General features: G+C 70.9%; 14 protein-coding genes. 9 read left to right on the top strand and 5 right to left on the bottom strand.

Annotated features, from left to right (window positions below):
- Positions 1-49 precede the first annotated feature (49 nt).
- Positions 50-1,792, top strand: coding sequence for a pyruvate dehydrogenase (locus ACFYXK_RS27290; protein WP_389413503.1), 1,743 nt, complete (start codon positions 50-52; stop codon positions 1,790-1,792).
- Between the two features lie 253 nt (positions 1,793-2,045).
- The gene (locus ACFYXK_RS27285) at positions 2,046-2,372 is read left to right on the top strand and encodes an ATP-binding protein (protein WP_383510661.1); all 327 of its coding nucleotides are present in this window, start codon (positions 2,046-2,048) and stop codon (positions 2,370-2,372) included.
- A 266-nt stretch (positions 2,373-2,638) separates the two neighbouring features.
- Here ACFYXK_RS27285 and ACFYXK_RS27280 read toward each other — a convergent pair whose 3' ends face one another.
- Entirely contained in the window at positions 2,639-3,700 is a 1,062-nt protein-coding gene (locus ACFYXK_RS27280) for a DUF2637 domain-containing protein (RefSeq protein ID WP_389413502.1), read from the bottom strand.
- A 204-nt stretch (positions 3,701-3,904) separates the two neighbouring features.
- Positions 3,905-4,756 (bottom strand): (2Fe-2S)-binding protein, encoded by an 852-nt coding sequence (locus ACFYXK_RS27275; protein ID WP_389413524.1) that lies wholly within the window; start codon positions 4,754-4,756, stop codon positions 3,905-3,907.
- A gap of 139 nt (positions 4,757-4,895) precedes the next feature.
- Between ACFYXK_RS27275 and ACFYXK_RS27270 the strand changes: the two genes are divergently transcribed.
- Positions 4,896-5,561 (top strand): GntR family transcriptional regulator, encoded by a 666-nt coding sequence (locus tag ACFYXK_RS27270; protein WP_389413501.1) that lies wholly within the window; start codon positions 4,896-4,898, stop codon positions 5,559-5,561.
- 26 nt (positions 5,562-5,587) lie between these two features.
- Here the strand turns inward: ACFYXK_RS27270 and ACFYXK_RS27265 are convergent, their stop codons facing one another.
- Both ACFYXK_RS27265 and ACFYXK_RS27260 read right to left on the bottom strand, forming a co-directional pair.
- Complete coding sequence (locus ACFYXK_RS27265; protein ID WP_383510663.1) at positions 5,588-6,349, bottom strand: hypothetical protein; 762 nt, start codon at positions 6,347-6,349, stop codon at positions 5,588-5,590.
- Positions 6,350-6,518: 169 nt separating this feature from the next.
- Entirely contained in the window at positions 6,519-8,201 is a 1,683-nt protein-coding gene (locus ACFYXK_RS27260) for a PucR family transcriptional regulator (RefSeq protein WP_389413500.1), read from the bottom strand.
- 255 nt (positions 8,202-8,456) lie between these two features.
- On the opposite strand from ACFYXK_RS27260, the gene ACFYXK_RS27255 reads away from it, so the two are divergent.
- The 6 genes from ACFYXK_RS27255 to ACFYXK_RS27230 all read left to right on the top strand — a co-directional run bounded on the left by ACFYXK_RS27255 (position 8,457) and on the right by ACFYXK_RS27230 (position 16,827).
- Positions 8,457-9,347: an FAD binding domain-containing protein gene (locus ACFYXK_RS27255; RefSeq protein WP_383509827.1), complete on the top strand. Its 891-nt coding sequence runs from the start codon at positions 8,457-8,459 to the stop codon at positions 9,345-9,347.
- Positions 9,348-9,349: 2 nt separating this feature from the next.
- A complete protein-coding gene (locus ACFYXK_RS27250; protein WP_389413499.1) occupies positions 9,350-9,952 on the top strand; it encodes a (2Fe-2S)-binding protein in 603 nt (200 codons plus the stop codon).
- Positions 9,953-9,954: 2 nt separating this feature from the next.
- Positions 9,955-12,357: a xanthine dehydrogenase subunit D gene (gene pucD, locus ACFYXK_RS27245; protein WP_389413498.1), complete on the top strand. Its 2,403-nt coding sequence runs from the start codon at positions 9,955-9,957 to the stop codon at positions 12,355-12,357.
- Between the two features lie 354 nt (positions 12,358-12,711).
- Positions 12,712-14,175 (top strand): NCS2 family permease, encoded by a 1,464-nt coding sequence (locus ACFYXK_RS27240; protein WP_383509836.1) that lies wholly within the window; start codon positions 12,712-12,714, stop codon positions 14,173-14,175.
- Positions 14,176-14,250: 75 nt separating this feature from the next.
- The gene (locus tag ACFYXK_RS27235; RefSeq protein ID WP_389413497.1) at positions 14,251-15,414 is read left to right on the top strand and encodes an XdhC family protein; all 1,164 of its coding nucleotides are present in this window, start codon (positions 14,251-14,253) and stop codon (positions 15,412-15,414) included.
- Positions 15,415-15,543: 129 nt separating this feature from the next.
- Entirely contained in the window at positions 15,544-16,827 is a 1,284-nt protein-coding gene (locus tag ACFYXK_RS27230) for a YncE family protein (RefSeq protein WP_389413496.1), read from the top strand.
- Positions 16,828-16,909: 82 nt separating this feature from the next.
- Here ACFYXK_RS27230 and ACFYXK_RS27225 read toward each other — a convergent pair whose 3' ends face one another.
- Positions 16,910-19,132, bottom strand: a complete 2,223-nt coding sequence (locus tag ACFYXK_RS27225) for a germacradienol/geosmin synthase (protein ID WP_389413495.1) — start codon at positions 19,130-19,132, stop codon at positions 16,910-16,912.
- Positions 19,133-19,714: the final 582 nt, after the last annotated feature.

Below are 19,714 nucleotides of genomic sequence, written 5' to 3'. Positions count from 1 at the left end.
TGCATGGATGGGAGGCGCACCTGGCAGGCAACGGAAGGGGCGCCCCTCCATGGGCAAGCGGAACGTGGCCGAGCAGTTCGTGGACATCCTCGTGCGCGCCGGCGTGCGCCGGATGTACGGAGTCGTCGGCGACAGCCTGAACCCGGTCGTCGACGCCATCCGGCGCACGGGCGGCATCGAGTGGATCCAGGTCCGTCACGAGGAGACGGCCGCCTTCGCCGCCGGGGCCGAGGCCCAGATCACCGGCCGGCTCGCCGCCTGCGCAGGCTCCTGCGGCCCCGGCAACCTGCACCTGATCAACGGCCTCTACGACGCCCACCGCTCGATGGCCCCGGTGCTCGCGCTGGCCTCGCACATCCCCTCCGGCGAGATCGGCCTCGGCTACTTCCAGGAGACCCACCCCGACCGGCTGTTCGCCGAGTGCAGCCACTACAGCGAGCTGATCTCCAACCCGCAGCAGATGCCCCGCGTGCTCCAGAGCGCCATCCAGCACGCCATCGGCCGCAGCGGCGTCGGCGTGATCTCGCTGCCCGGCGACGTCGCCTCCCTTCCGGCCCCGGACAAGAGCATCGAGCACGCGCTCGTGACCGCGCGGCCGACCGTGCGCCCCGGCGACGGGGAGATCGAGAAGCTGGTCCGGCTGATCGACGAGGCCGAGAAGGTCACGCTGTTCTGCGGCAGCGGCACCGCCGGGGCGCACGCCGAGGTCATGGAGTTCGCGGGCCGGGTCAAGGCGCCCGTCGGGCACGCCCTGCGCGGCAAGGAGTGGATCCAGTACGACAACCCGTACGACGTCGGCATGAGCGGGCTGCTCGGCTACGGCGCCGCCTACGAGGCCACGCACGAGTGCGACCTGTTGATCCTGCTCGGCACGGACTTCCCGTACAACGCCTTCCTGCCCGACGACGTGAAGATCGTCCAGGTGGACATCCGGCCCGAACACCTGGGCCGCCGCTCGCAGTTGGACCTCGCCGTCTGGGGGGACGCACGGGAGACCCTGCGCGCCCTGAACACCCGGGTGAAGGCCAAGACGGACCGCCGCTTCCTGGACCGGATGCTGAAGAAGCACGCGGACGCCCTGGAGGGCGTGGTCAAGGCCTACACCCGCAAGGTGGAGAAGCACACCCCGATCCACCCCGAGTACGTGGCCTCGGTGCTCGACGAACTCGCGGACGAAGACGCCGTGTTCACCGTCGACACGGGCATGTGCAACGTGTGGGCGGCACGCTATCTTTCCCCGAACGGCAAGCGGCGCATCATCGGTTCCTTCAGCCACGGCTCCATGGCCAATGCCCTCCCGCAGGCGATCGGCGCACAGTTCACGGACCGCGGCCGTCAAGTGGTGTCGATGTCGGGTGACGGCGGTTTCTCGATGCTGATGGGAGATTTCCTCACCCTCGTGCAGTACGACCTGCCCGTCAAAGTGGTCCTCTTCAACAACTCATCGCTCGGCATGGTCGAGTTGGAGATGCTGGTTTCCGGCCTGCCCTCGTACGGAACGACCAATCACAACCCGGATTTCGCGGCGATCGCGCGCGCGGCGGGCGCCTTCGGGGTCCGGGTGGAGAAGCCCAAGCAGCTCACCGGGGCTCTGAAGGACGCGTTCCGGCACAAGGGACCCGCCTTGGTGGACGTGGTGACCGATCCCAACGCCTTGTCCATTCCACCCAGGATCAGCGCCGAGATGGTGACCGGTTTTGCACTTTCGGCCAGCAAGATCGTGCTGGACGGAGGGGTGGGCCGGATGATCCAGATGGCTCGATCCAACCTGCGCAACGTGCCGCGCCCGTAAGCCCGCAGGAGTGCGGACTGCCCCGGCGGGCATGCATCCCGTAGACCAGTTCGAGATCCGTGGGACACGGGGGAGGTACATCGCCGTGCGGGTGGGGGCGAAGACCGGGAAGCAGTGGAGAAGAGGGCGGCCCGTACCGCGTGAACCGTCCGTCGAGGACGGGGGAGCGGTGGACGCGCTGGAGATCAGCCGAAGCGTACGCCGGGCGGATCTCAAGGCCGTGGGCGAAGTGCGCCGGGCGTTACGGGAGCTGATGCGCCACCGGTGCCCGGCCGACACCGCGGAGGTGGCGGAGCTGCTGATCACCGAGCTCGTCACCAATGCCCTCGTCCACACCGACCAGGGCGCGGAGGTGTCCGCGCGGCTCGCCGCGGACCGGCTGAGGGTGGAGGTCCGGGACTACGCCTCGCGCCGGCCCCGGCCGTACGTACCGACCGCCGACGACGGTACGCACGGCCGGGGGCTGGTGCTGGTGCAGGCCCTCGCCGACGCCTGGGGCGTGGACGCGCCGGTGCAGGCCGGCGGCAAGGTGGTGTGGTTCGAGCTGGACGGCACCGTCGGGATGTACGACGGGGCCTAGGTCGTGTCGTCAAAGTCTCGTCTGGCTGGCGGGGTCTGGCACGCGCGCTCGCCGCGTTGTCGTCGGTCACCGACGTCCCCCAGCTACCGCTGGGAGGTGCCCCCACCGCGTCGATTCCCTCCTCCGCCTTGCGATCGCACGCACCAGACCCCGCCAGCCCCGCCCTCACGGGCGGCCGACGCCACTTTGACGACACTCCCTAGGGGAGTACGACGGAGGGCCCGCCTGACCGGCGGGCCCTCCGAGGTCCTGAGCGGGTGCGGCCGTCAGCCGAACTGCTGCTCCAGGTCCTTGAGTTTGCGTTCGAGCGAGTCGAGGCGGGGGATGGTCTGGGTGTCGTCCTCGGCGGTGAGGTCCACCGTCCGGGGGCCGGTCACCTCAGCGACCTCGGTCCGGTGCACGGCCTGCAGGGAGGGCCGGCGGCGCGGGGCGGGCAGTTGTCCGGTTTCCGCTATGGCCGGCTCCGCGCCGACCGGCGCGGAGCCCGACCCGGGGGCCAGCCCCGGCACGTCGACCTGGCGGGCGCGGGATCGCCCGAACGCCCGGTTCTGCCGGCCCAGGGCCTTGATGCGGGCCCGGTCCAGCCGGTTCTGGTCGCGCCTGCGGTGGCGGTCCTGCTCCCGCTCGCGCTTGTCCTCGCGCACCTCGTCGACGGCCTCGTCGAGCGTGCGGACCCCCTCGAGCAGCATGAGCGACCAGGCGCCGAAGGTCTCCCGGGGGGCCCGCAGCCAGCGGACCATCCGGATCTGCGGCAACGGGCGCGGAATCAGGCCCTGTTCGCGCAGCGCCGCCCGGCGGGTCTGCTTGAGGGCGCGGTCGAAGAGGACGGCCGCCGAGAGCGACATCCCGGAGAAGAACTGCGGGGCTCCGTCGTGGCCCATGCCGCGCGGCGCGTGCACCCAGTTGAACCAGGCGGCCGCGCCCGCGAACAGCCAGACCAGCATGCGGGAGCCGAGGGCGGCGTCACCGTGGCTCGCCTCGCGGACGGCCAGCACCGAGCAGAACATGGCGGCGCCGTCGAGGCCGAAGGGGACCAGGTACTCCCAGCCCCCGGAGAGGTTCAGGTTCTGCCGGCCGAAGCCGACCAGCCCGTGGAAGGAGAGCGCGGCGGCCACCGCCGCGCAGCAGAACAGCAGGACGTAGGAGGCGGTTCCGTAGACGGCTTCCTTGCGCCGCCGCCGCTCTTCGCTGCGCTCCCACGTGTCGTCGGCCGCGGTCTTGTCGCCCTCCCGCTTACCCCGGGCCAGTACCGCAACTGCCGCAAGTACGCCCAGGATCAGCAGGCTGCCGGGCAGCAGCCAGTCCAGCGATATGTCGGTCAGTCTCATGCGGATGTCCCTTGCCTCTGCCTCGCGTGTGCGGCCTTCCGGGAGCCATGGTGACGCAGGAGATCGGCTCGGCACGCGGGTTTCTGGGCAAGTGGACGCCATCGGGGGGTGGGGCCCGCCGGATAGGGTGTTGTAACTCGAACTGCCGCTCGTTCAGGTGGAGTTGTGTTCGATTACGGTCAGCCGTACGAGTGGGTTCAGATGTCAGGCGGCAGCCGTGAGGCGGACGATGCGGTCCGCGTCGCAGGTGCGCGGGCAGGTGGTACAGGTCTCCGCGGGCCGGATCGTGTAGAAGAGGCAGCAGCTGGCCCGGTCCCGGGTGGGCAGCCGTTCGCCGTCCGGGCCGGAGAGCATGCGGAATGCCGCGCCCGCGGTGTACGGGGCGGTCCTGCCGGGCAGCAGCGCCTCCAGCTCCGCCCTGGCCCGGCGCTCCTCGCCCACCAGCTTGCCCAGGTGCCAGACGCCCGAGACGATCTCGTCGGTCACCATGCCCCACAGGGCGCGGCGGCCGCGCCGCGTGCGCGGGCCGAAGCCGTCCAGGAGGGGCTCGAGGTGCTGGGCCACCGCAGCCCGCACCTCGCCGCGCAGCGCCTCCTCGTCGGGCACGACACGGGCCCCGGGGAGGGCGGCCGCCGGATCGTCCGGCAGGCAGGCGAAGGAGTCGATGCGCACGCTCATGCGCCCCTGGGTCCGGTGGAAGGCCACCTGCCGCGCCGACACCCGGGGCACCCGCCGGTGGAGGAACCAGGGGGCCGTGATCAGCAGGCACGCGGGCCATGCGTAGCGGTGCAGGCCGAAGGTGGCCACGACATCGGGGCGGGCCTGGCGGCCGTAGTCCCGCAGGACCTGGGCGTCGTCCCAGGCGAGGTACCCGTCCAGCTCGGCCCCGCCGGCCGCGAGCGCATCCGCACCGACCCACCCCACACCGCGAGGGGCGGTCTCGTGCGCTGCGCGCTCGGTGACCTGCAGCCTGTCGTACACCTGCGACAGGCGTGCGTACGCGTCCGCCACCGGAGAGCCGGGCGGGGGCGGGGCGTCGACGGAGCTGTCGGGCATGGCGGAACCACCGATTCGCGCGATCACGAGAGACAAAGGTAAGCCTTACCTTAACTGATCTCGGTGGCCTGTACCAGCACGTGCCGAACCGATTCACCTATCCTCAAAGGGCCCAGGTCGACACCCGAAGGAGGACCGAGTGCACGAAGCGGCCCACGTCAGGGTGACGGCGCTGATCCCGACGCAGAAGGTGCTGCGCCATTCGGTGCGCGGGCAGGTGCTGGACGCGCTGCGCTCCGCACTCGTCGACGGGGAGCTGGTTCCGGGGGAGATCTACTCCGGGCCGGCCCTGGGGGAGCGCTTCGGCGTCTCCGCGACGCCCGTGCGCGAGGCGATGCAGCAGCTGGCGCTGGAGGGGGCGGTGGAATGCCTGCCGAACCGGGGCTTCCGGGTGCTGTCGCGTACGCCGCGGGCCCTGGCGGAGCTGGCGGAGGTCCGCGCGCTGCTGGAGGTACCGGTGATGCTGCGGCTGGCCCGTACGGTCCCGGCGGAGGCCTGGTCGGCGCTGCGGCCGGCGGCGGCCGCAGCGGCCGAGGCCGCCGCGGCCGGTGACCTCCCGCGGTACGCGGATGCGGACCGGGCCTTCCACCGGGAGGTCCTCTCCCTGGGCGGGAACGACCAGCTGGTCCAGGTCGCCGAGGACCTCCACCGCCGGTCCCAGTGGCCGCTGCCGGGCGCCCCGCGGGTCCGCAGGGCGGAGCTCGTCGCGGACGCGGCGGAGCACTCGGCCCTGCTGGAGGCCCTGATCGCAGGCGACCTCCCCCTGATCGAACCCCTGATCCGCAACCACTTCACCGGCACCTGACCGGGGCTCCGCAGGGGCCCGCGCCGTCAGGTGGCCGGGGTCGGGTGGAGCTGGTCCGCCAGCCAGGTGGGGATGCCGCCCAGGAGGTGGAACAGGCGGCGGGCCTCCGCGCGCAGGCGGGCGGCCTCCGGTTCCGGCTCGGCTTCGGCCAGGGCCGCCAGCGCCGGGGCCGTGCCGATCAGGAAGCCCAGCTCCTCCCGGATGCGCAGGGACTCCGCGAAGCCCTTGCGGGCCTCCGCCACCTCCCCGTCCCGCAGGGCCAGCGCCGCCAGGTGCCGCCAGGTGAACGACAGGAGGAGGGTGTCCCCGTGGGCCAGGGCCCCGGCGTGGGCGCGGTGGTATGCGGGCCGGGCCGACTGGGGGGCGTCCGCCAGGTGTTCCGCGACCAGGCCGCGCCGGAAGTCCAGCAAGGGCCGCGTCCTGGACCCCGGGGACAGCAGCGCCGCCGCCCGGCCCAGCGCCGAACGGGCCTCGTCCGAGCGGTCGCGGACCCCGAGCACGGTGGCCGCGTACGCCAACTGCCCCCGCTCGCACGCGGCGGAGCCCCGCTCGTCGTCGTCCCGGGCCACCGCCTCCGCGACCCGCAGCGCGTCCTCGGCCTCCGCCCAGCCCTGCCCGGTGAACAGGCACCGTTCGACCAGCAGGGCGGTCCGCTGCACGGCCGCGCCGGCGTCGGGCAGGTGCGGCGTCAGCAGGGCCGCCGCGTCGGTCCAACAGCCGCGCGAGCGCAGCCGCCATATCGCCCGCTGGAGGGGGTCGTCTCCCCCGGTAGTTCCGGCACCGGACATGGCGGTATCCGCCACATTGCCCTCCCCAAAGCAACCAAGCAGCACGTCGTCGAGCCCTGGGCCGAAATGAGAGCACGGATCGACGGCTTCGGCCAAGGGGTCGGGTGAACTCTTTCACAAAGTCCGGACGCCGCGTCAGGCATCCGCCGCCGCCCGTGGCCGGATCTGCTCAGCTCATCCGCAGTGCCAGGAAGAAGTCGAGCTTGTCCTCCAGCCGCGACAGGTCACGCGACGTCAACTGCTCGATTCGCCCGACCCGGTAGCGCAGCGTGTTGACGTGCAGGTGCAGCCGCGTCGCGCAGCGCGTCCACGAGCCGTCGCAGTCGAGGAACGCCTCCAGCGTCGGGATCAGCTCCGCGCGGTGACGGCGGTCGTAGTCCCGCAGCGGGTCCAGCAGGCGCGCCGTGAAGGCGCGGCGCACGTCGTCCGGGACGAACGGCAGCAGCAGGACGTGCGAGGCCAGCTCGTGGTGGCCGGCCGCGCAGACCCGGCCCGGGCGGGCCGCGGCGACCCGGCGGGCGTGCCGGGCCTCCTCCAGCGCCCCGCGCAGCCCCTCCGCGGAGTGCACGGCCGCGCTGACGCCCAGGGTGAGCCGGCCGTCGCCGTCGAGGCCGGCCTGCAGGGGCTCCCGTACGGCGGAGAGCAGCTCGTCGGCGTGCAGGGCGCTGTCCGGGCCGCCCTTCTCCTCGCCGGGCTCCGCGGGCAGCGCGGGCAGCGGTACGAGCGCGATGGCCTCGTCACCCGCATGGGCCACCGCGATCCGGTCCGAGGGCTCGGGCCCCGAGACGGACGGGTCGACCAGGATCTCCTCCAGCAGCGACTGGGCCACCGGGCCGCCGGGGATGTCCCCGCCCTCCCAGTCGACCCGCGCCACGACGACCTGCCAGTGCGGGGCGGTGCCCAGCCCGGGCAGCAGCACCGGGGCCGCCACCCGCAGGCGGGCGGCGATCTCGGCGGGCGGGGCGCCCGTCTGGACCAGCTCCAGCACCTCCTGGGCGAGGCGGCGGCGCACCGTACGGGCCGCGTCGCGCCGGTCCCGCTCGACGGCGATCAGCTGGGTCACGCCCTGGAGCAGGTCGAGCCGCTCGGCGGGCCAGTCGCCCGCGTCCGCCTCGACGGCCAGCAGCCAGTCCGAGAGCACGGTTTCCCGCACGTCACGGGCCCCGGGGCCGCCCGGGCCGCGCCCCGCTCCCCTGATCGGGAACAGGGAGTAGGTAATACCCTGGATGGAGATCCGGTGCGGGCCCCTGCGCCCGGTGCGGACCGCCGCCAGGTGCTCGCCGGCCAGCGTCGCGCAGACGCCCGATGCCAGGGGTTCTCCCGCTCCGGCGATCTGCCGGCCCGTGGGGGACAGCACCCAGGCGCGCAGATCGAGGTCGGTGGTGAGCAGATCGAGCACCACGTCGGGTCCACCGCCCGCGGGACCCGAGGTCATCAGGCGGCGGTGCCGGTCCACGACGGCCGCCAGATCGCCCGCACGCTCCCCCGAGACCTGGCGCACGACGTACTCGGTGATCGTGGCGAATGCAACGTCTTCGTTCACAGCGAACAACGGCAGCCGGTTGCGCCGACAGGCTGAAACGAGATCGTCGGGGATGTCCCCGAGCTCCGCCTCGCCGGCCGCGAGGCCCGCGACGCCCGCGCTCGCCAGGATTCGTACGAACGGCTCGGAGTCGGCTGAATTTCTTCGCCAGGCCAGGCCAGTGAGGACGAGCTCGCCCCCTGTGAGGTATCGGCTGGGATCCCTCAGGTCGGTCGTCATGACGCCGCGGACCGTCCGGTCGAGTTCGTCCTCGCCGCCCAGCAGCCGCAGCCCCAGCGCCTCGGTTTCCAGCAGTGCGCGCAGCCGCATGGTGTCGCCGCCGATCTGTCTCGAATGTTGCCGTTGGAAATCGGGCAGGTCGTTGCATCCTGCCTTTCATACGAATCTACAAGACGAGGGAGGCCGCCAGCCAACTCCTTCATGGTTTCGGTGACTGCACCGGGGGGACGCGCGGCTTGTGTACTGACTCCACACCGCGTTAACAGCACGTGAACGACCAGTCGAGGGCCCCCCGGGCCTCCTGGCTTGAAGTGAACGACACGATGAAGAAGAAGAGAGCCGCACATGGACTTCCTTCGCCCCGCCAGCTGGGAGGAGGCACTCGCCGCTAAGGCCGAGTACCCCACAGCTGTGCCGATTGCGGGTGGCACCGACATCATGGTCGAGATCAACTTCGACCACCGCCGTCCGGAGTACCTCCTTGACCTCAACCGCATCGGGCTGCTGCGGGAGTGGGAGGTAGGCGAGGAGGTCACCAAGCTCGGCGCCTCCGTCCCGTACACCCAGATCATGGAGAACCTGCGCGGAACGCTGCCGGGTCTCGCGCTCGCCTCGCACACGGTCGCGTCCCCGCAGATCCGCAACCGCGGCGGCGTCGGCGGCAACCTCGGTTGCGCCTCGCCCGCAGGTGACTCCCACCCCGCCCTGCTCGCCGCCGACTGCGCGGTAGAGGTCGAGTCCGTACGCGGCTCGCGCCTGATCCCGATCGACGAGTTCTACACCGGCGTGAAGCGCAACGCGCTCGCCGCCGACGAGCTCATCAAGTCGGTGCACATCAAGAACGCCACGGGCCCGCAGCAGTACTCCAAGGTCGGCACCCGCAACGCGATGGTCATCGCGGTCTGCGGCTTCGGCCTCGCGCTGCACACCGACACCCGCACCGTGCGTACGGGTATCGCCTCGGCCGCCCCGACCCCGATCCGGGCCAAGGCCGCCGAGGAGTTCCTGAACGCCGCGCTCGAAGAGGGCGGTTTCTGGGAGTCCGGCAAGGTCATCACCCCGTCGATCGCCAAGCAGTTCGGTGAGCTCGCCTCCGGCGCGTGCAACCCGATCGACGACGTCCGTGGCACGGCGAAGTACCGCCGTCACGCGGTCGGCATCTTGGCTCGCCGCCAGCTGGTCTGGACGTGGGAGCAGTACCGCGGCAACGGCCGCTCGCTTGAAGGGGCTGCGTAACCATGCGCGTCAATTTCACTGTCAACGGTCGTCCGCAGGAAGCCGACGACGTGTGGGAGGGCGAGTCCCTTCTCTACGTGCTGCGTGAGCGCCTGGGTCTGCCCGGCTCCAAGAACGCGTGCGAGCAGGGCGAGTGCGGTTCCTGCACCGTCCGCCTCGACGGCGTGCCGGTCTGTTCCTGTCTGGTCGCGGCCGGTCAGGTCGAGGGCCGCGAGGTCGTGACGGTCGAGGGCCTGGCCGACTTCGCCAAGCAGCGCGAGGCCCACGGCCACGGCGGTGCCTGCGGCACCGGCGGCTGCGGCAGCAACGGCGTCTCCACCGACGAGGCGAAGCGCTGGGCGGCCAAGCCGGGCGACTCCCAGACCGGTGAGGGCGTCGAGCTCTCCAACATCCAGCAGGCGTTCATCGACGCCGGCGCGGTCCAGTGCGGCTTCTGCACCCCGGGTCTGCTGGTCCAGGCGGACGAGCTCCTGGAGCGCAACGCCGACCCGTCCGACCAGGACATCCGTGAGGCCCTGTCCGGCAACCTCTGCCGCTGCACGGGTTACGAGAAGATCCTCGACGCGGTCCGCCTCGCGGCCGCCCGTCAGGGAGAGGCGGTCTGACCATGGCTCAGAACACCCGCACGGTACCGGCCGGCACGCCGACCAACGTCACCCAGAAGCACAACAAGGGCGGCATCGGCGAGTCCACGCTCCGCCCGGACGGCACCCTCAAGGTCACCGGTGAGTTCGCGTACTCCTCGGACATGTGGCACGAGGACATGCTGTGGGGCCAGACGCTGCGCAGCACCGTCGCCCACGCCGAGATCGTCTCCATCGACATCTCCGAGGCCCTGGCCATGCCGGGCGTCTACTCGGTGCTGACGTACGACGACCTGCCGGCCGAGATGAAGAACTACGGCCTCGAGATCCAGGACACCCCCGTCCTCGCCAACGGCCGGGTGCGTCACCACGGTGAGCCGGTCGCCCTCGTGGCCGCCGACCACCCGGAGACCGCCCGCCGCGCCGCGGCCAAGATCAAGATCGACTACAAGGAGCTGCCGCTCGTCACGGACGAGGCCTCCGCCCTCGCCGCCGACGCGCCGCTGATCCACGAGGGCCGCGACGACCACCACTCCGGTCACGTCCCGCACCCGAACATCGTGCACCGCCAGCCGATCATCCGCGGCAACGTGGAGGAGGCCCGCAAGCGCGCCGACGTCATCGTCGAGGGCGAGTACACCTTCGGCATGCAGGACCAGGCCTTCCTCGGCCCGGAGTCCGGCCTGGCCGTGCCCTCCGAGGACGGCGGTGTCGACCTCTACGTCGCCACCCAGTGGCTGCACTCGGACCTCCAGCAGATCGCCCCGGTCCTCGGCCTCCCGCCGGAGAAGGTCCGCATGACGCTGTCCGGCGTCGGCGGTGCCTTCGGCGGCCGCGAGGACATCTCGATGCAGATCCACGCCTGCCTCCTGGCCCTCGCCACGAACAAGCCGGTCAAGATCGTCTACAACCGGTTCGAGTCGTTCTTCGGCCACGTGCACCGCCACCCGGCGAAGCTCTGGTACGAGCACGGCGCCACCAAGGACGGCAAGATCACGCACATGAAGTGCAAGATCGTCCTGGACGGCGGCGCGTACGCCTCCGCCTCCCCGGCGGTCGTCGGCAACGCCTCCTCGCTCTCCGTCGGCCCGTACGTCATCGACGACGTCGACATCGAGGCGATCGCCCTCTACACGAACAACCCGCCCTGCGGCGCGATGCGCGGCTTCGGCGCCGTCCAGGCCTGCTTCGCGTACGAGGCCCAGATGGACAAGCTCGCGGCGAAGCTGGGCATGGACCCGGTCGAGTTCCGCCAGCTCAACGCCATGGAGATGGGCACGATCATGCCCACCGGCCAGGTCGTGGACTCCCCGGCCCCGGTCGCCGAGCTGCTGCGCCGGGTCAAGGCCCGCCCGCTGCCGCCGGAGCGCCAGTGGGAGACCGCCGGCGAGGGCGCGGACGTCCGCGCGCTGCCCGGCGGCCTCTCCAACACCACCCACGGAGAGGGCGTCGTCCGCGGCGTCGGCTACGCGGTCGGCATCAAGAACGTCGGCTTCTCCGAGGGCTTCGACGACTACTCCACCGCCCGCGTGCGTCTGGAGGTCATCAACGGCGAGCCCGTCGCGATGGTCCACACGGCCATGGCGGAGGTCGGCCAGGGCGGTGTCACCGTCCACGCGCAGATCGCCCGTACCGAGCTGGGCGTCACGCAGGTGACCATCCACCCGGCCGACACGCAGGTCGGCTCCGCCGGTTCCACGTCCGCCTCGCGGCAGACGTACATGACCGGTGGCGCGGTGAAGAACACCTGTGAGCACGTCCGCGAGGCGCTGCTGGAGATGGGCCGCCGCAAGAACGGCTCCTACCACCCGGCCTGGGCGCACGCCGAGCTCCTCCTGGAGGGCGGCAAGGTCGTCACCGACGGCGGCGAGGTCCTCGCGGACATCGCCGACATCCTCGAGAACGAGGCCATCGACCTCGAGCTCGAGTTCCGCCACCGTCCGACGGTCGCCTTCGACCTGAAGACCGGCCAGGGCGACGGCCACGTCCAGTACACCTTCGCCGCGCACCGCGCGGTCGTCGAGGTGGACACCGAGCTCGGCCTGGTCAAGGTCGTCGAGCTGGCGACCGCCCAGGACGTCGGCAAGGCCCTGAACATGCTCTCCGTGGTCGGCCAGATCCAGGGTGGTACCACCCAGGGCCTCGGCGTGGCGGTCATGGAGGAGATCATCGTGGACCCGAAGACCGCGAAGGTGCGCAACCCCTCCTTCACGGACTACCTGATCCCGACCATCCTCGACACCCCGACCATCCCGGTCGACGTCCTGGAGCTCGCCGACCCGAACGCGCCGTACGGCCTTCGCGGTCTCGGCGAGGCCCCCACCCTGTCGTCCACCCCGGCCGTCCTCGCGGCGATCCGGCAGGCGACCGGCCTGGAGCTCAACAAGACGCCGATCCGACCGGAAGCCCTCACCGGCACCCTCTAGGACGGCGTGGTCCGGGGGCCGCGAGGCCCCCGGACCCCCACAGATTTCCGGGCGGTGTGACACCGGGAACGTCACACTTCCAGCCACACCGCCCGGAGCAAGAAGTCCGGAGTACGAAAACCGCACCGCTCGCGGTCCGTTCCCCCGGCAGTACCCCCGCGCAACACCCGGTGGCCCCGGCACCCCGGAGCCGCCGCCAGTACCGCAGAACCCCCGCAGTACCCGCAGTACACGCAGTGATTTTCGCGTCGCCTCGGGCCGTCACCCCGGGTCGTGCAGCCAAACGGAGTTTCCCAAATCCCGCGTCTCCAATCTTCATGCGGGTGCCCCTTTGAACCTTGGGAGTTAGGCACCATGACCCAGTCGTCTGTGGAGCCCAAGACCACCGCGGAAGAGGCCGGCGACGGCTCTCGTACTCCCGCCGGGCGTTCTTGGCTCGACCGGTACTTTCACATCACCCATAGAGGATCCAGCGTCGGCAATGAGATTCGTGGCGGAGTCACGACCTTCATGGCCATGGCGTACATCCTCCTGCTCAACCCGCTGATCCTCTCCGGCAAGGACGTCGCCGGAGACACGATGAGCCAAAAGGCCCTCATCACCGCCACCGCGTTCGCGGCGGCCCTGACCACGCTGCTCATGGGCTTCGTCGGCAAGGTACCGCTGGCGCTGGCCGCGGGACTTTCCGTCTCGGGCGTGCTCTCCTCGCAGGTCGCCCCGCAGATGACCTGGCCGCAGGCCATGGGCATGTGCGTGATGTACGGCGTCGTGATCTGTCTCCTGGTCGTCACCGGCCTCCGAGAGATGATCATGAACGCGATCCCGCTCGCGCTCAAGCACGCGATCACCATGGGCATCGGCATGTTCGTCGCCCTGATCGGCCTCGTGAAGGCCGGCTTCGTCGGCAAGGGCTCCGAGTTCGGCCCCCCGGTCCAGCTCGGTTCGGTCGGTGAGCTCGCCGGCTGGCCCGTCCTGATCTTCTGCGTCACCCTGCTGACCATCTTCATGCTGCAGGCCCGCAAGGTCCCCGGCGCGATCCTGATCGGCATCGTCGGCGGCACCGTGCTCGCCGCGATCCTCAACGCCGTCGCGGACATCGACGCGAAGGCCTGGCGCAACGGCCCGCCGACCCTGAACGGCTCCGCCGTCTCGATGCCCGACTTCTCGCTCTTCGGCAAGGTCGAGTTCGGCGGCTGGGGCGACGTCGGCGTCATGACCGTCGGCATGATCGTCTTCACCCTGGTCCTCGCCGGCTTCTTCGACGCGATGGCCACCATCATCGGCGTCGGCACCGAGGCCAAGCTCGCCGACGACAAGGGCCGTATGCCGGGCCTGTCCAAGGCGCTGTTCATCGACGGTGCCGGCGGCGCCATCGGCGGCTTCACCGGCGGCTCCGGCCAGACCGTGTTCGTCGAGTCCGCCACCGGCGTCGGCGAGGGCGCCCGCACGGGCCTCGCCTCCGTCGTCACGGGCCTGTTCTTCGCCGCCTGCCTCTTCTTCACCCCGATCACGCAGATCGTCCCGGGTGAGGTTGCCTCCGCGGCCCTGGTCGTCATCGGCGCGATGATGATGCAGAACGCCCGCCACGTGGACTGGGCCGACACCGCGACCGCCATCCCGGTCTTCCTGACCGTGGTGGTCATGCCCTTCACGTACTCGATCACCCCGGGTGTCGCCGCCGGTGTCATCTCCTACGTGGCCATCAAGATCGCGCAGGGCAAGGCCCGCGAGATCGGCGCCTTCATGTGGGTCCTGACCGGTGTCTTCCTGGTCTTCTTCGCCCTCCACCCGATCGAGGCGTGGCTCGGTGTGAAGTAAGGCCGGGCCCGTGATCAAGACCTGACCCTCCACGCATCCGATACTGGAAACCGAACCCCTCCGAGGAGGCCGCACATGCTGGACATCGCCGAAGAACTGAACCGGTGGGTCGAGCAGGGACGTGACTTCGCCGTCGCCACCGTGGTGGCGGTCGGCGGGAGCGCGCCCCGGCAGCCCGGAGCCGCACTCGCCGTCGACAGCGAGGGCACGGCCATCGGCTCGGTTTCCGGCGGATGCGTGGAGGGCGCGGTGTACGAGCTGTGCCGGCAGGCGCTGGAGGACGGCGAGACCGTCCTGGAGCGCTTCGGCTACAGCGACGACGATGCCTTCGCCGTGGGTCTGACCTGCGGCGGGATCATCGACATCCTCGTCACCCCGGTCCCCGTGGGATCCCCGGCGCGCGAGGTGTTCGCGGCCGCGCTGGCCGCGGCCGCCCGCGGTGAGGCCGCGGCGGTCGCCCGGGTCGCGGAGGGGCCGGCCGAGCTCAAGGGCCGCGCCGTACTCGTCCGGGGCGACGGCGGCCACGAGGGCGGTTTCGGGGGCCACCCCGAGCTGGACCGCACCATCGCCGAGGAGGCCCGCGCCATGCTGGACGCGGGCAGGACCGGCGTGCTGGAGATCGGCGCCGACGGCCGGCTGTGCGGAGAGCCGCTCAAGGTGCTCGTCGAGTCCAGCGTCCCGCCGCCGCGGATGATCGTCTTCGGTGCCATCGACTTCGCGTCCGCCCTGGTGCGGATCGGCAAATTCCTCGGCTACCACGTGACCCTGTGTGACGCGCGACCCGTGTTCGCGACGAAGAACCGTTTCCCCGAGGCGGACGAGATCGTCGTCGAATGGCCGCACCGCTACCTCGAGGCACAGTCCTCGGCGGGCTCGCTGGACGGCCGGACCGTCCTGTGCGTGCTCACCCACGACGCCAAGTTCGACGTCCCGCTCCTCGAACTGGCCCTCAAACTGCCCGTCGCCTACGTCGGCGCCATGGGCTCCCGCCGTACCCACGAGGACCGCAACGAGCGGCTGCGCGAGGTCGGCGTGAGCGAGCTCGAGCTGGCCCGGCTGCGCTCCCCGATCGGCCTGGACCTCGGCGCCCGCTCCCCGGAGGAGACCGCGCTGTCCATCGCCGCCGAGATCGTCGCCAACCGCCGCGGCGGCTCCGGCGCGGCCCTCACCGGAGCGCACATACCGATCCACCCGGACACCTCGAACACGGTGATCGGCAGGATCGGCTCCGTCGCCTGAAGGGTGTGAGGAAGAGGGCGTGAAGAAGCGGGTGTGAAGAAAAGGGCGTGACCTCGGGGTTGCGCCCTTTTGCTGTTCCGCCTATTTTACCCGCCGGTAACAGCGCCTCGCTGCAACGGAGTTGAGCGGATGTCCAGGACTGCCCGCACCATCCGCACCGCCCGCACGGCCCGCACCCCCGTCCTCACGCTCCTCGCCGGCTGTGCGCTGGTCGCGGCCTCGCTCGCCGGGGGCCCGGCATCGGCCTCCGGGCCGGTCGCCGCCGGCCCCGGGGTCCGCGAGGTGCTGTTCGTCGGCAACAACTGGGAGGGCACCGCCGATGTGCTCGCCTCCACCGGCGACCTCGCCAAGGTCGGCCGGATCAACATGATCCCCGACAAGGAGGAGCGGCTCCGGGAGATCTACCTCGATCCGATCAAGCTCGGTTTCTTCCTCGGCATCCGCAACACTGCGGGAGAGGGCCACGACCAGTTCGTGGACGACATGTACACCACCCCGGACGGCACCGCCGTGGTCGCCTCCCGCCCCAGCTTCGCCGACGTCGTCTCGATCGACGTGCGCACGGGCCGGGTCAACTGGCGCTTCCCCGTCGCCGGCTACCGCTCCGACCACATGGCGGTCTCGCCGGACGGCACCCGCGTCGCCGTCTCCGCCTCCACCGCCAACACCGTGCACGTCCTGGACATCGCCACCGGGCGCCAGCTCGGCTCCTTCCCGACCGGCGACAAGCCCCACGAGAACACCTTCTCCCGGGACGGCCGCCACCTGTGGAACAGCTCCATCGGGGACGTCACCTCCGCCCTCGACGCCCCGTGGCTGGACTGGACGAAGGGCGACCGGAAGATCACCGTCGTCGACGCTCAGACCTTCCGCACGGTCCGCGTGATCGACATGCGCGAGCGGCTGGACGCCTTCGGCCGCCCGGACCTGTCCGACGCCGTCCGCCCCATGTCGTTCAGCCCCGACGAGTCCAAGCTCTACTTCCAGGTGTCCTTCTTCAACGGGGTCGTCGAATACGACGTGGCCACCGACCGGATCACCCGGATCAAGGAGCTGCCCCGCAATCCCGCCACCAACGCGGACCGCACCACCTGGGTCAACGACTCCCGCCACCACGGCATGTCCATGAGCCCGGACGGGGCCAAGCTCTGCATCGCGGGCACCATGGACGACTACGCCACCGTCGTGGACCGCGCCACCCTCACCGAGGGGCAGCTGGTCCGGGCCGACAAGCCGTACTGGGCCACCGTAGACGGGGACGGCACGGCCTGCGTGATCTCCGAGAGCGGCGCCGACCGGGTCACCGCCATCGACTTCGCCACCGGGACCAAACGGGTCTCCGTCCCCGTCGGCGACCACCCCCAGCGCGTCCGTCTCGGCCACGTCCCGGCCGGCTGGACCGGTCCGCGGTAACCGCGCCCGCAGGAACGCAGTCCGCCCGCCCGGCCCGGCGGTACGCGCACCGCCGGGCCGGGCCGGGCCGGGCGGTGCGGGATCAGGCGGGCAGGGTGATGCGGGCCGCCGACATGCCGAAGGAGGAGCTCCAGGCCCCGGGGGTCAGCCCGGTGGGCCTCGGGTAGAGGTCCTCGTCGCGGTAACGGCGCACGTTCTGGTGCCAGTTCAGGACGGCGGCCATCCAGTCCTCCAGCTCCCGCACGTACGCGTCGAGCGAGGCGCGCGCCCGCCGGCCGAGGCCGTGGTCCTCGTACAGCACCGGCAGCTGATGGTCCCGGATGTGCTCGAACTCCCGGGTGCGCTGCTCCAGCAGGTCGGCGACGATCGCGAACGCCTGCGGGTAGTCGATGTCGAAGAAGTTCTGGGTGACGAGGACGTGGTTGTGGACCTCGCCCTCGACCTCGATCTCCTTCTGGTACGAGTGGAGGTCGTTGACGATGCACCCGACGTCCGCCGCCGCGCTCTCCAGTGAGCGCATCACGCCGTCCCGGTAGACCTCGGGCGGGACGCCGTCGCCCTCGTGGCCGAACCTGGCCAGGAACATCGTCAGGTACGAACCGAACGTGAAGCGGCGCATCTCGGCGTAGTCGACCGGGTCGGGAATCCGGTTCACGGCCGCGTTGCCGATCTCCCAGACCCAGCTGTCCAGCATCCCGGTCACGTGCCCGCGGAACTCCGCGCGCGCCGCAGCGCCCATCCCGGCGACGGTGCGGGCCCACAGGTCCTTCAGGCTCCGCTCCATCGCGGTGACCGGCTCCGGGGCCCCGGCCGGATCGACCGGGATCATGGAGATCAGCCGGTCGGTCGCCGCCCGGGCCGCGCCGGGTGACTTCGAGCCGCCGAAGACCTTGGGGTAGTAGTCGTCCGCGTACGTGCCCCAGGTCAGCCACTGTGCGCTCAGGCACAGGGACTCGGCCGTGGCGTCGGGGTCGATGCCCGCCGAGCACAGGGCGAAGTCCATGCCGACCAGCTTGTCCTCGTCCCAGATGTCGGAGCCGGGATCGCCGGGCTGCACGGTCAGCAGGCCCATCTCCCGCGACCAGAGCACCAGTTCGCGGCGGGCCCGATCCAGGTGCGGGCTGAGGGTGAGCGGGAAGGGCATGTGGAAGTCGGGCAGCAGGGAAGGGCCCACCTTCCGCAGCGGCACGTGCGTGAAGCTGCGCCGGCGCATGTCCATGGCGCGGGGGGTGAACACCGAACGCAGGTCGAGGGCGGCGGTTCCGGGCCCGCTGGGCATGAAGGGCAGGGTGAGCGGGGCCGCCGCTCCCGCCTTGGCCTGCGCGTTCATGTAGCGGCTGGAGACCATGTGCCATTCGTGGCCGCCGGACTGCCAGTCCTGCAGGCCCTTCGCGTACGCGAGTACGGACGCCTGCTCGACGGGGTCGAGCCCGTGCCGGGCGGCGAGCGCGGGGACCTCGGCGAGGGCCGTGTACTCGAACTGCTGGAGCCGCGAGGTCAGCAGGTCGTTCGACAGGTCGGCGGCCTCCTGGGTGGTGCACTTCAGGAAGGTCTCCAGGACCAGGACGGCGTTGGAGAGTTCGCCCTCCTGCTCCACCTCGCGCTGGTAGGAGAAGATGTCGTTGCGGACGTGCACCGCGTCGGAGAACGCGTCGCGCAGCACCTCGAGCGGGCGCGCGTGCGCGACCCGGGCCGGCACCTCGGCGGACACGTACTCGATCAGCCCCGCGGACCAGGGGGCGCCGCCGACCTTGCGGCGCATCTCGATGTACTCGAGCGGGTTGGCCACGCGGCCGATGTTGATGTTGTGGAGCTCCCACATCGACTCGTTGAGGAGGTTCCTCGTCGACTCGGAGAATCGTTCCCGCCAGTCCATCGACATCGCGGGCACCGTCCGCGACCACAGGTCCTTCAGGCCCGCCTCGACCGGGTTCGCGGGCTCGGGGAACCCGTCGGCGAGGTCCATCGGCATGAAGGCGGCCAGCCCGTCGAGGTACTTCTTCGCGCCCTCGCGGTCCTGGGTGCGCTTGTAGACCTCCAGGAAGTGGTCGTCGAAGAAGAACACCCACACGTACCAGTCGGTGACCAGGTCCAGCGCGTCGCCGTCGCAGTCGGGGTGGGTGTACGAGCACAGCAGCGCGTAGTCGTGCGCGTCCAGGTCCTGCTGCGTCCAGACGCCGGACCCCTCCAGCATCCCGAAGTCGCGGGCCCACCGCCGGGTGTGCGTTCTCGCGGCCTCCAGGTGCGGGTTCAGTCGCGCCGGATAGGGCACGTAGAAATCCGGCAGTTGAAACGGCTGTGTCACGGCGGGATGGACCTTTCCGTCCGAGGGCGCGGGGGCCCCTTGGCCGTGGCCCCCGCACGAGATCAGCACGCCCCTACCCGGTCCGGCCGCCCGTCAAGGGTCGGTTCACCGCATCAGGTGACGCATGGGCCGTTCCGGGGCGCAGGTGCCTGGCTGGAGATAGGGGCACCCCGGCCGCGTCCTGCGCCGGTCCCGTCCCGTGCCGGGTCGAACGCCACGTGACGCCGTATGACCGTGCGCGGTTTCGCGCCCACCCGCATGTACAGGCACGAGGCGGATTCCAGGAGGTTCCGGTATTCGAGTCGTCACGCGGCGTTCGAATTCATTCGAAGGTGCGGGGGAAGTCCGCGGGGTATCGGATTCGGCCAGCGTAAAAGCGGAACCATTGACTACTTCCGTCACTTCCGTGTCTACTCGCTGCAGCGGCCACGCAATACGGCGGATGCGCTTTCCCTGCACATCAACTGCCGTACCCGGTCGTCCCATTGATGTGCGCAAGCACACTGAGGAGGGAAAAGAAATGAACAAGATTCTTGCTGTCCTGCGCAGTGCCCCGATCTGCCGGGACCTTTCGTTCGTCAA

The organism is Streptomyces sp. NPDC002209 (genome assembly GCF_042890265.1).
Lineage (GTDB): Bacteria > Actinomycetota > Actinomycetes > Streptomycetales > Streptomycetaceae > Streptomyces.
Note: the sequence above shows the minus strand (reverse complement) of the source record. Positions and strands in the feature narration are given on the sequence as shown.

Bases quoted from the DNA above. Each gene is read 5' to 3' on its own strand.
- ACFYXK_RS27290 (WP_389413503.1), top strand. From the start codon at position 50: ATGGGCAAGCGGAACGTGGCCGAGCAGTTCGTGGACATCCTCGTGCGC.
- ACFYXK_RS27285 (WP_383510661.1), top strand. From the start codon at position 2,046: ATGCGCCACCGGTGCCCGGCCGACACCGCGGAGGTGGCGGAGCTGCTG.
- ACFYXK_RS27280 (WP_389413502.1), bottom strand. From the start codon at position 3,700: ATGAGACTGACCGACATATCGCTGGACTGGCTGCTGCCCGGCAGCCTG.
- ACFYXK_RS27275 (WP_389413524.1), bottom strand. From the start codon at position 4,756: ATGCCCGACAGCTCCGTCGACGCCCCGCCCCCGCCCGGCTCTCCGGTG.
- ACFYXK_RS27265 (WP_383510663.1), bottom strand. From the start codon at position 6,349: ATGTCCGGTGCCGGAACTACCGGGGGAGACGACCCCCTCCAGCGGGCG.
- ACFYXK_RS27260 (WP_389413500.1), bottom strand. From the start codon at position 8,201: ATGCGGCTGCGCGCACTGCTGGAAACCGAGGCGCTGGGGCTGCGGCTG.
- ACFYXK_RS27255 (WP_383509827.1), top strand. From the start codon at position 8,457: ATGGACTTCCTTCGCCCCGCCAGCTGGGAGGAGGCACTCGCCGCTAAG.
- ACFYXK_RS27250 (WP_389413499.1), top strand. From the start codon at position 9,350: ATGCGCGTCAATTTCACTGTCAACGGTCGTCCGCAGGAAGCCGACGAC.
- pucD (WP_389413498.1), top strand. From the start codon at position 9,955: ATGGCTCAGAACACCCGCACGGTACCGGCCGGCACGCCGACCAACGTC.
- ACFYXK_RS27240 (WP_383509836.1), top strand. From the start codon at position 12,712: ATGACCCAGTCGTCTGTGGAGCCCAAGACCACCGCGGAAGAGGCCGGC.
- ACFYXK_RS27235 (WP_389413497.1), top strand. From the start codon at position 14,251: ATGCTGGACATCGCCGAAGAACTGAACCGGTGGGTCGAGCAGGGACGT.
- ACFYXK_RS27230 (WP_389413496.1), top strand. From the start codon at position 15,544: ATGTCCAGGACTGCCCGCACCATCCGCACCGCCCGCACGGCCCGCACC.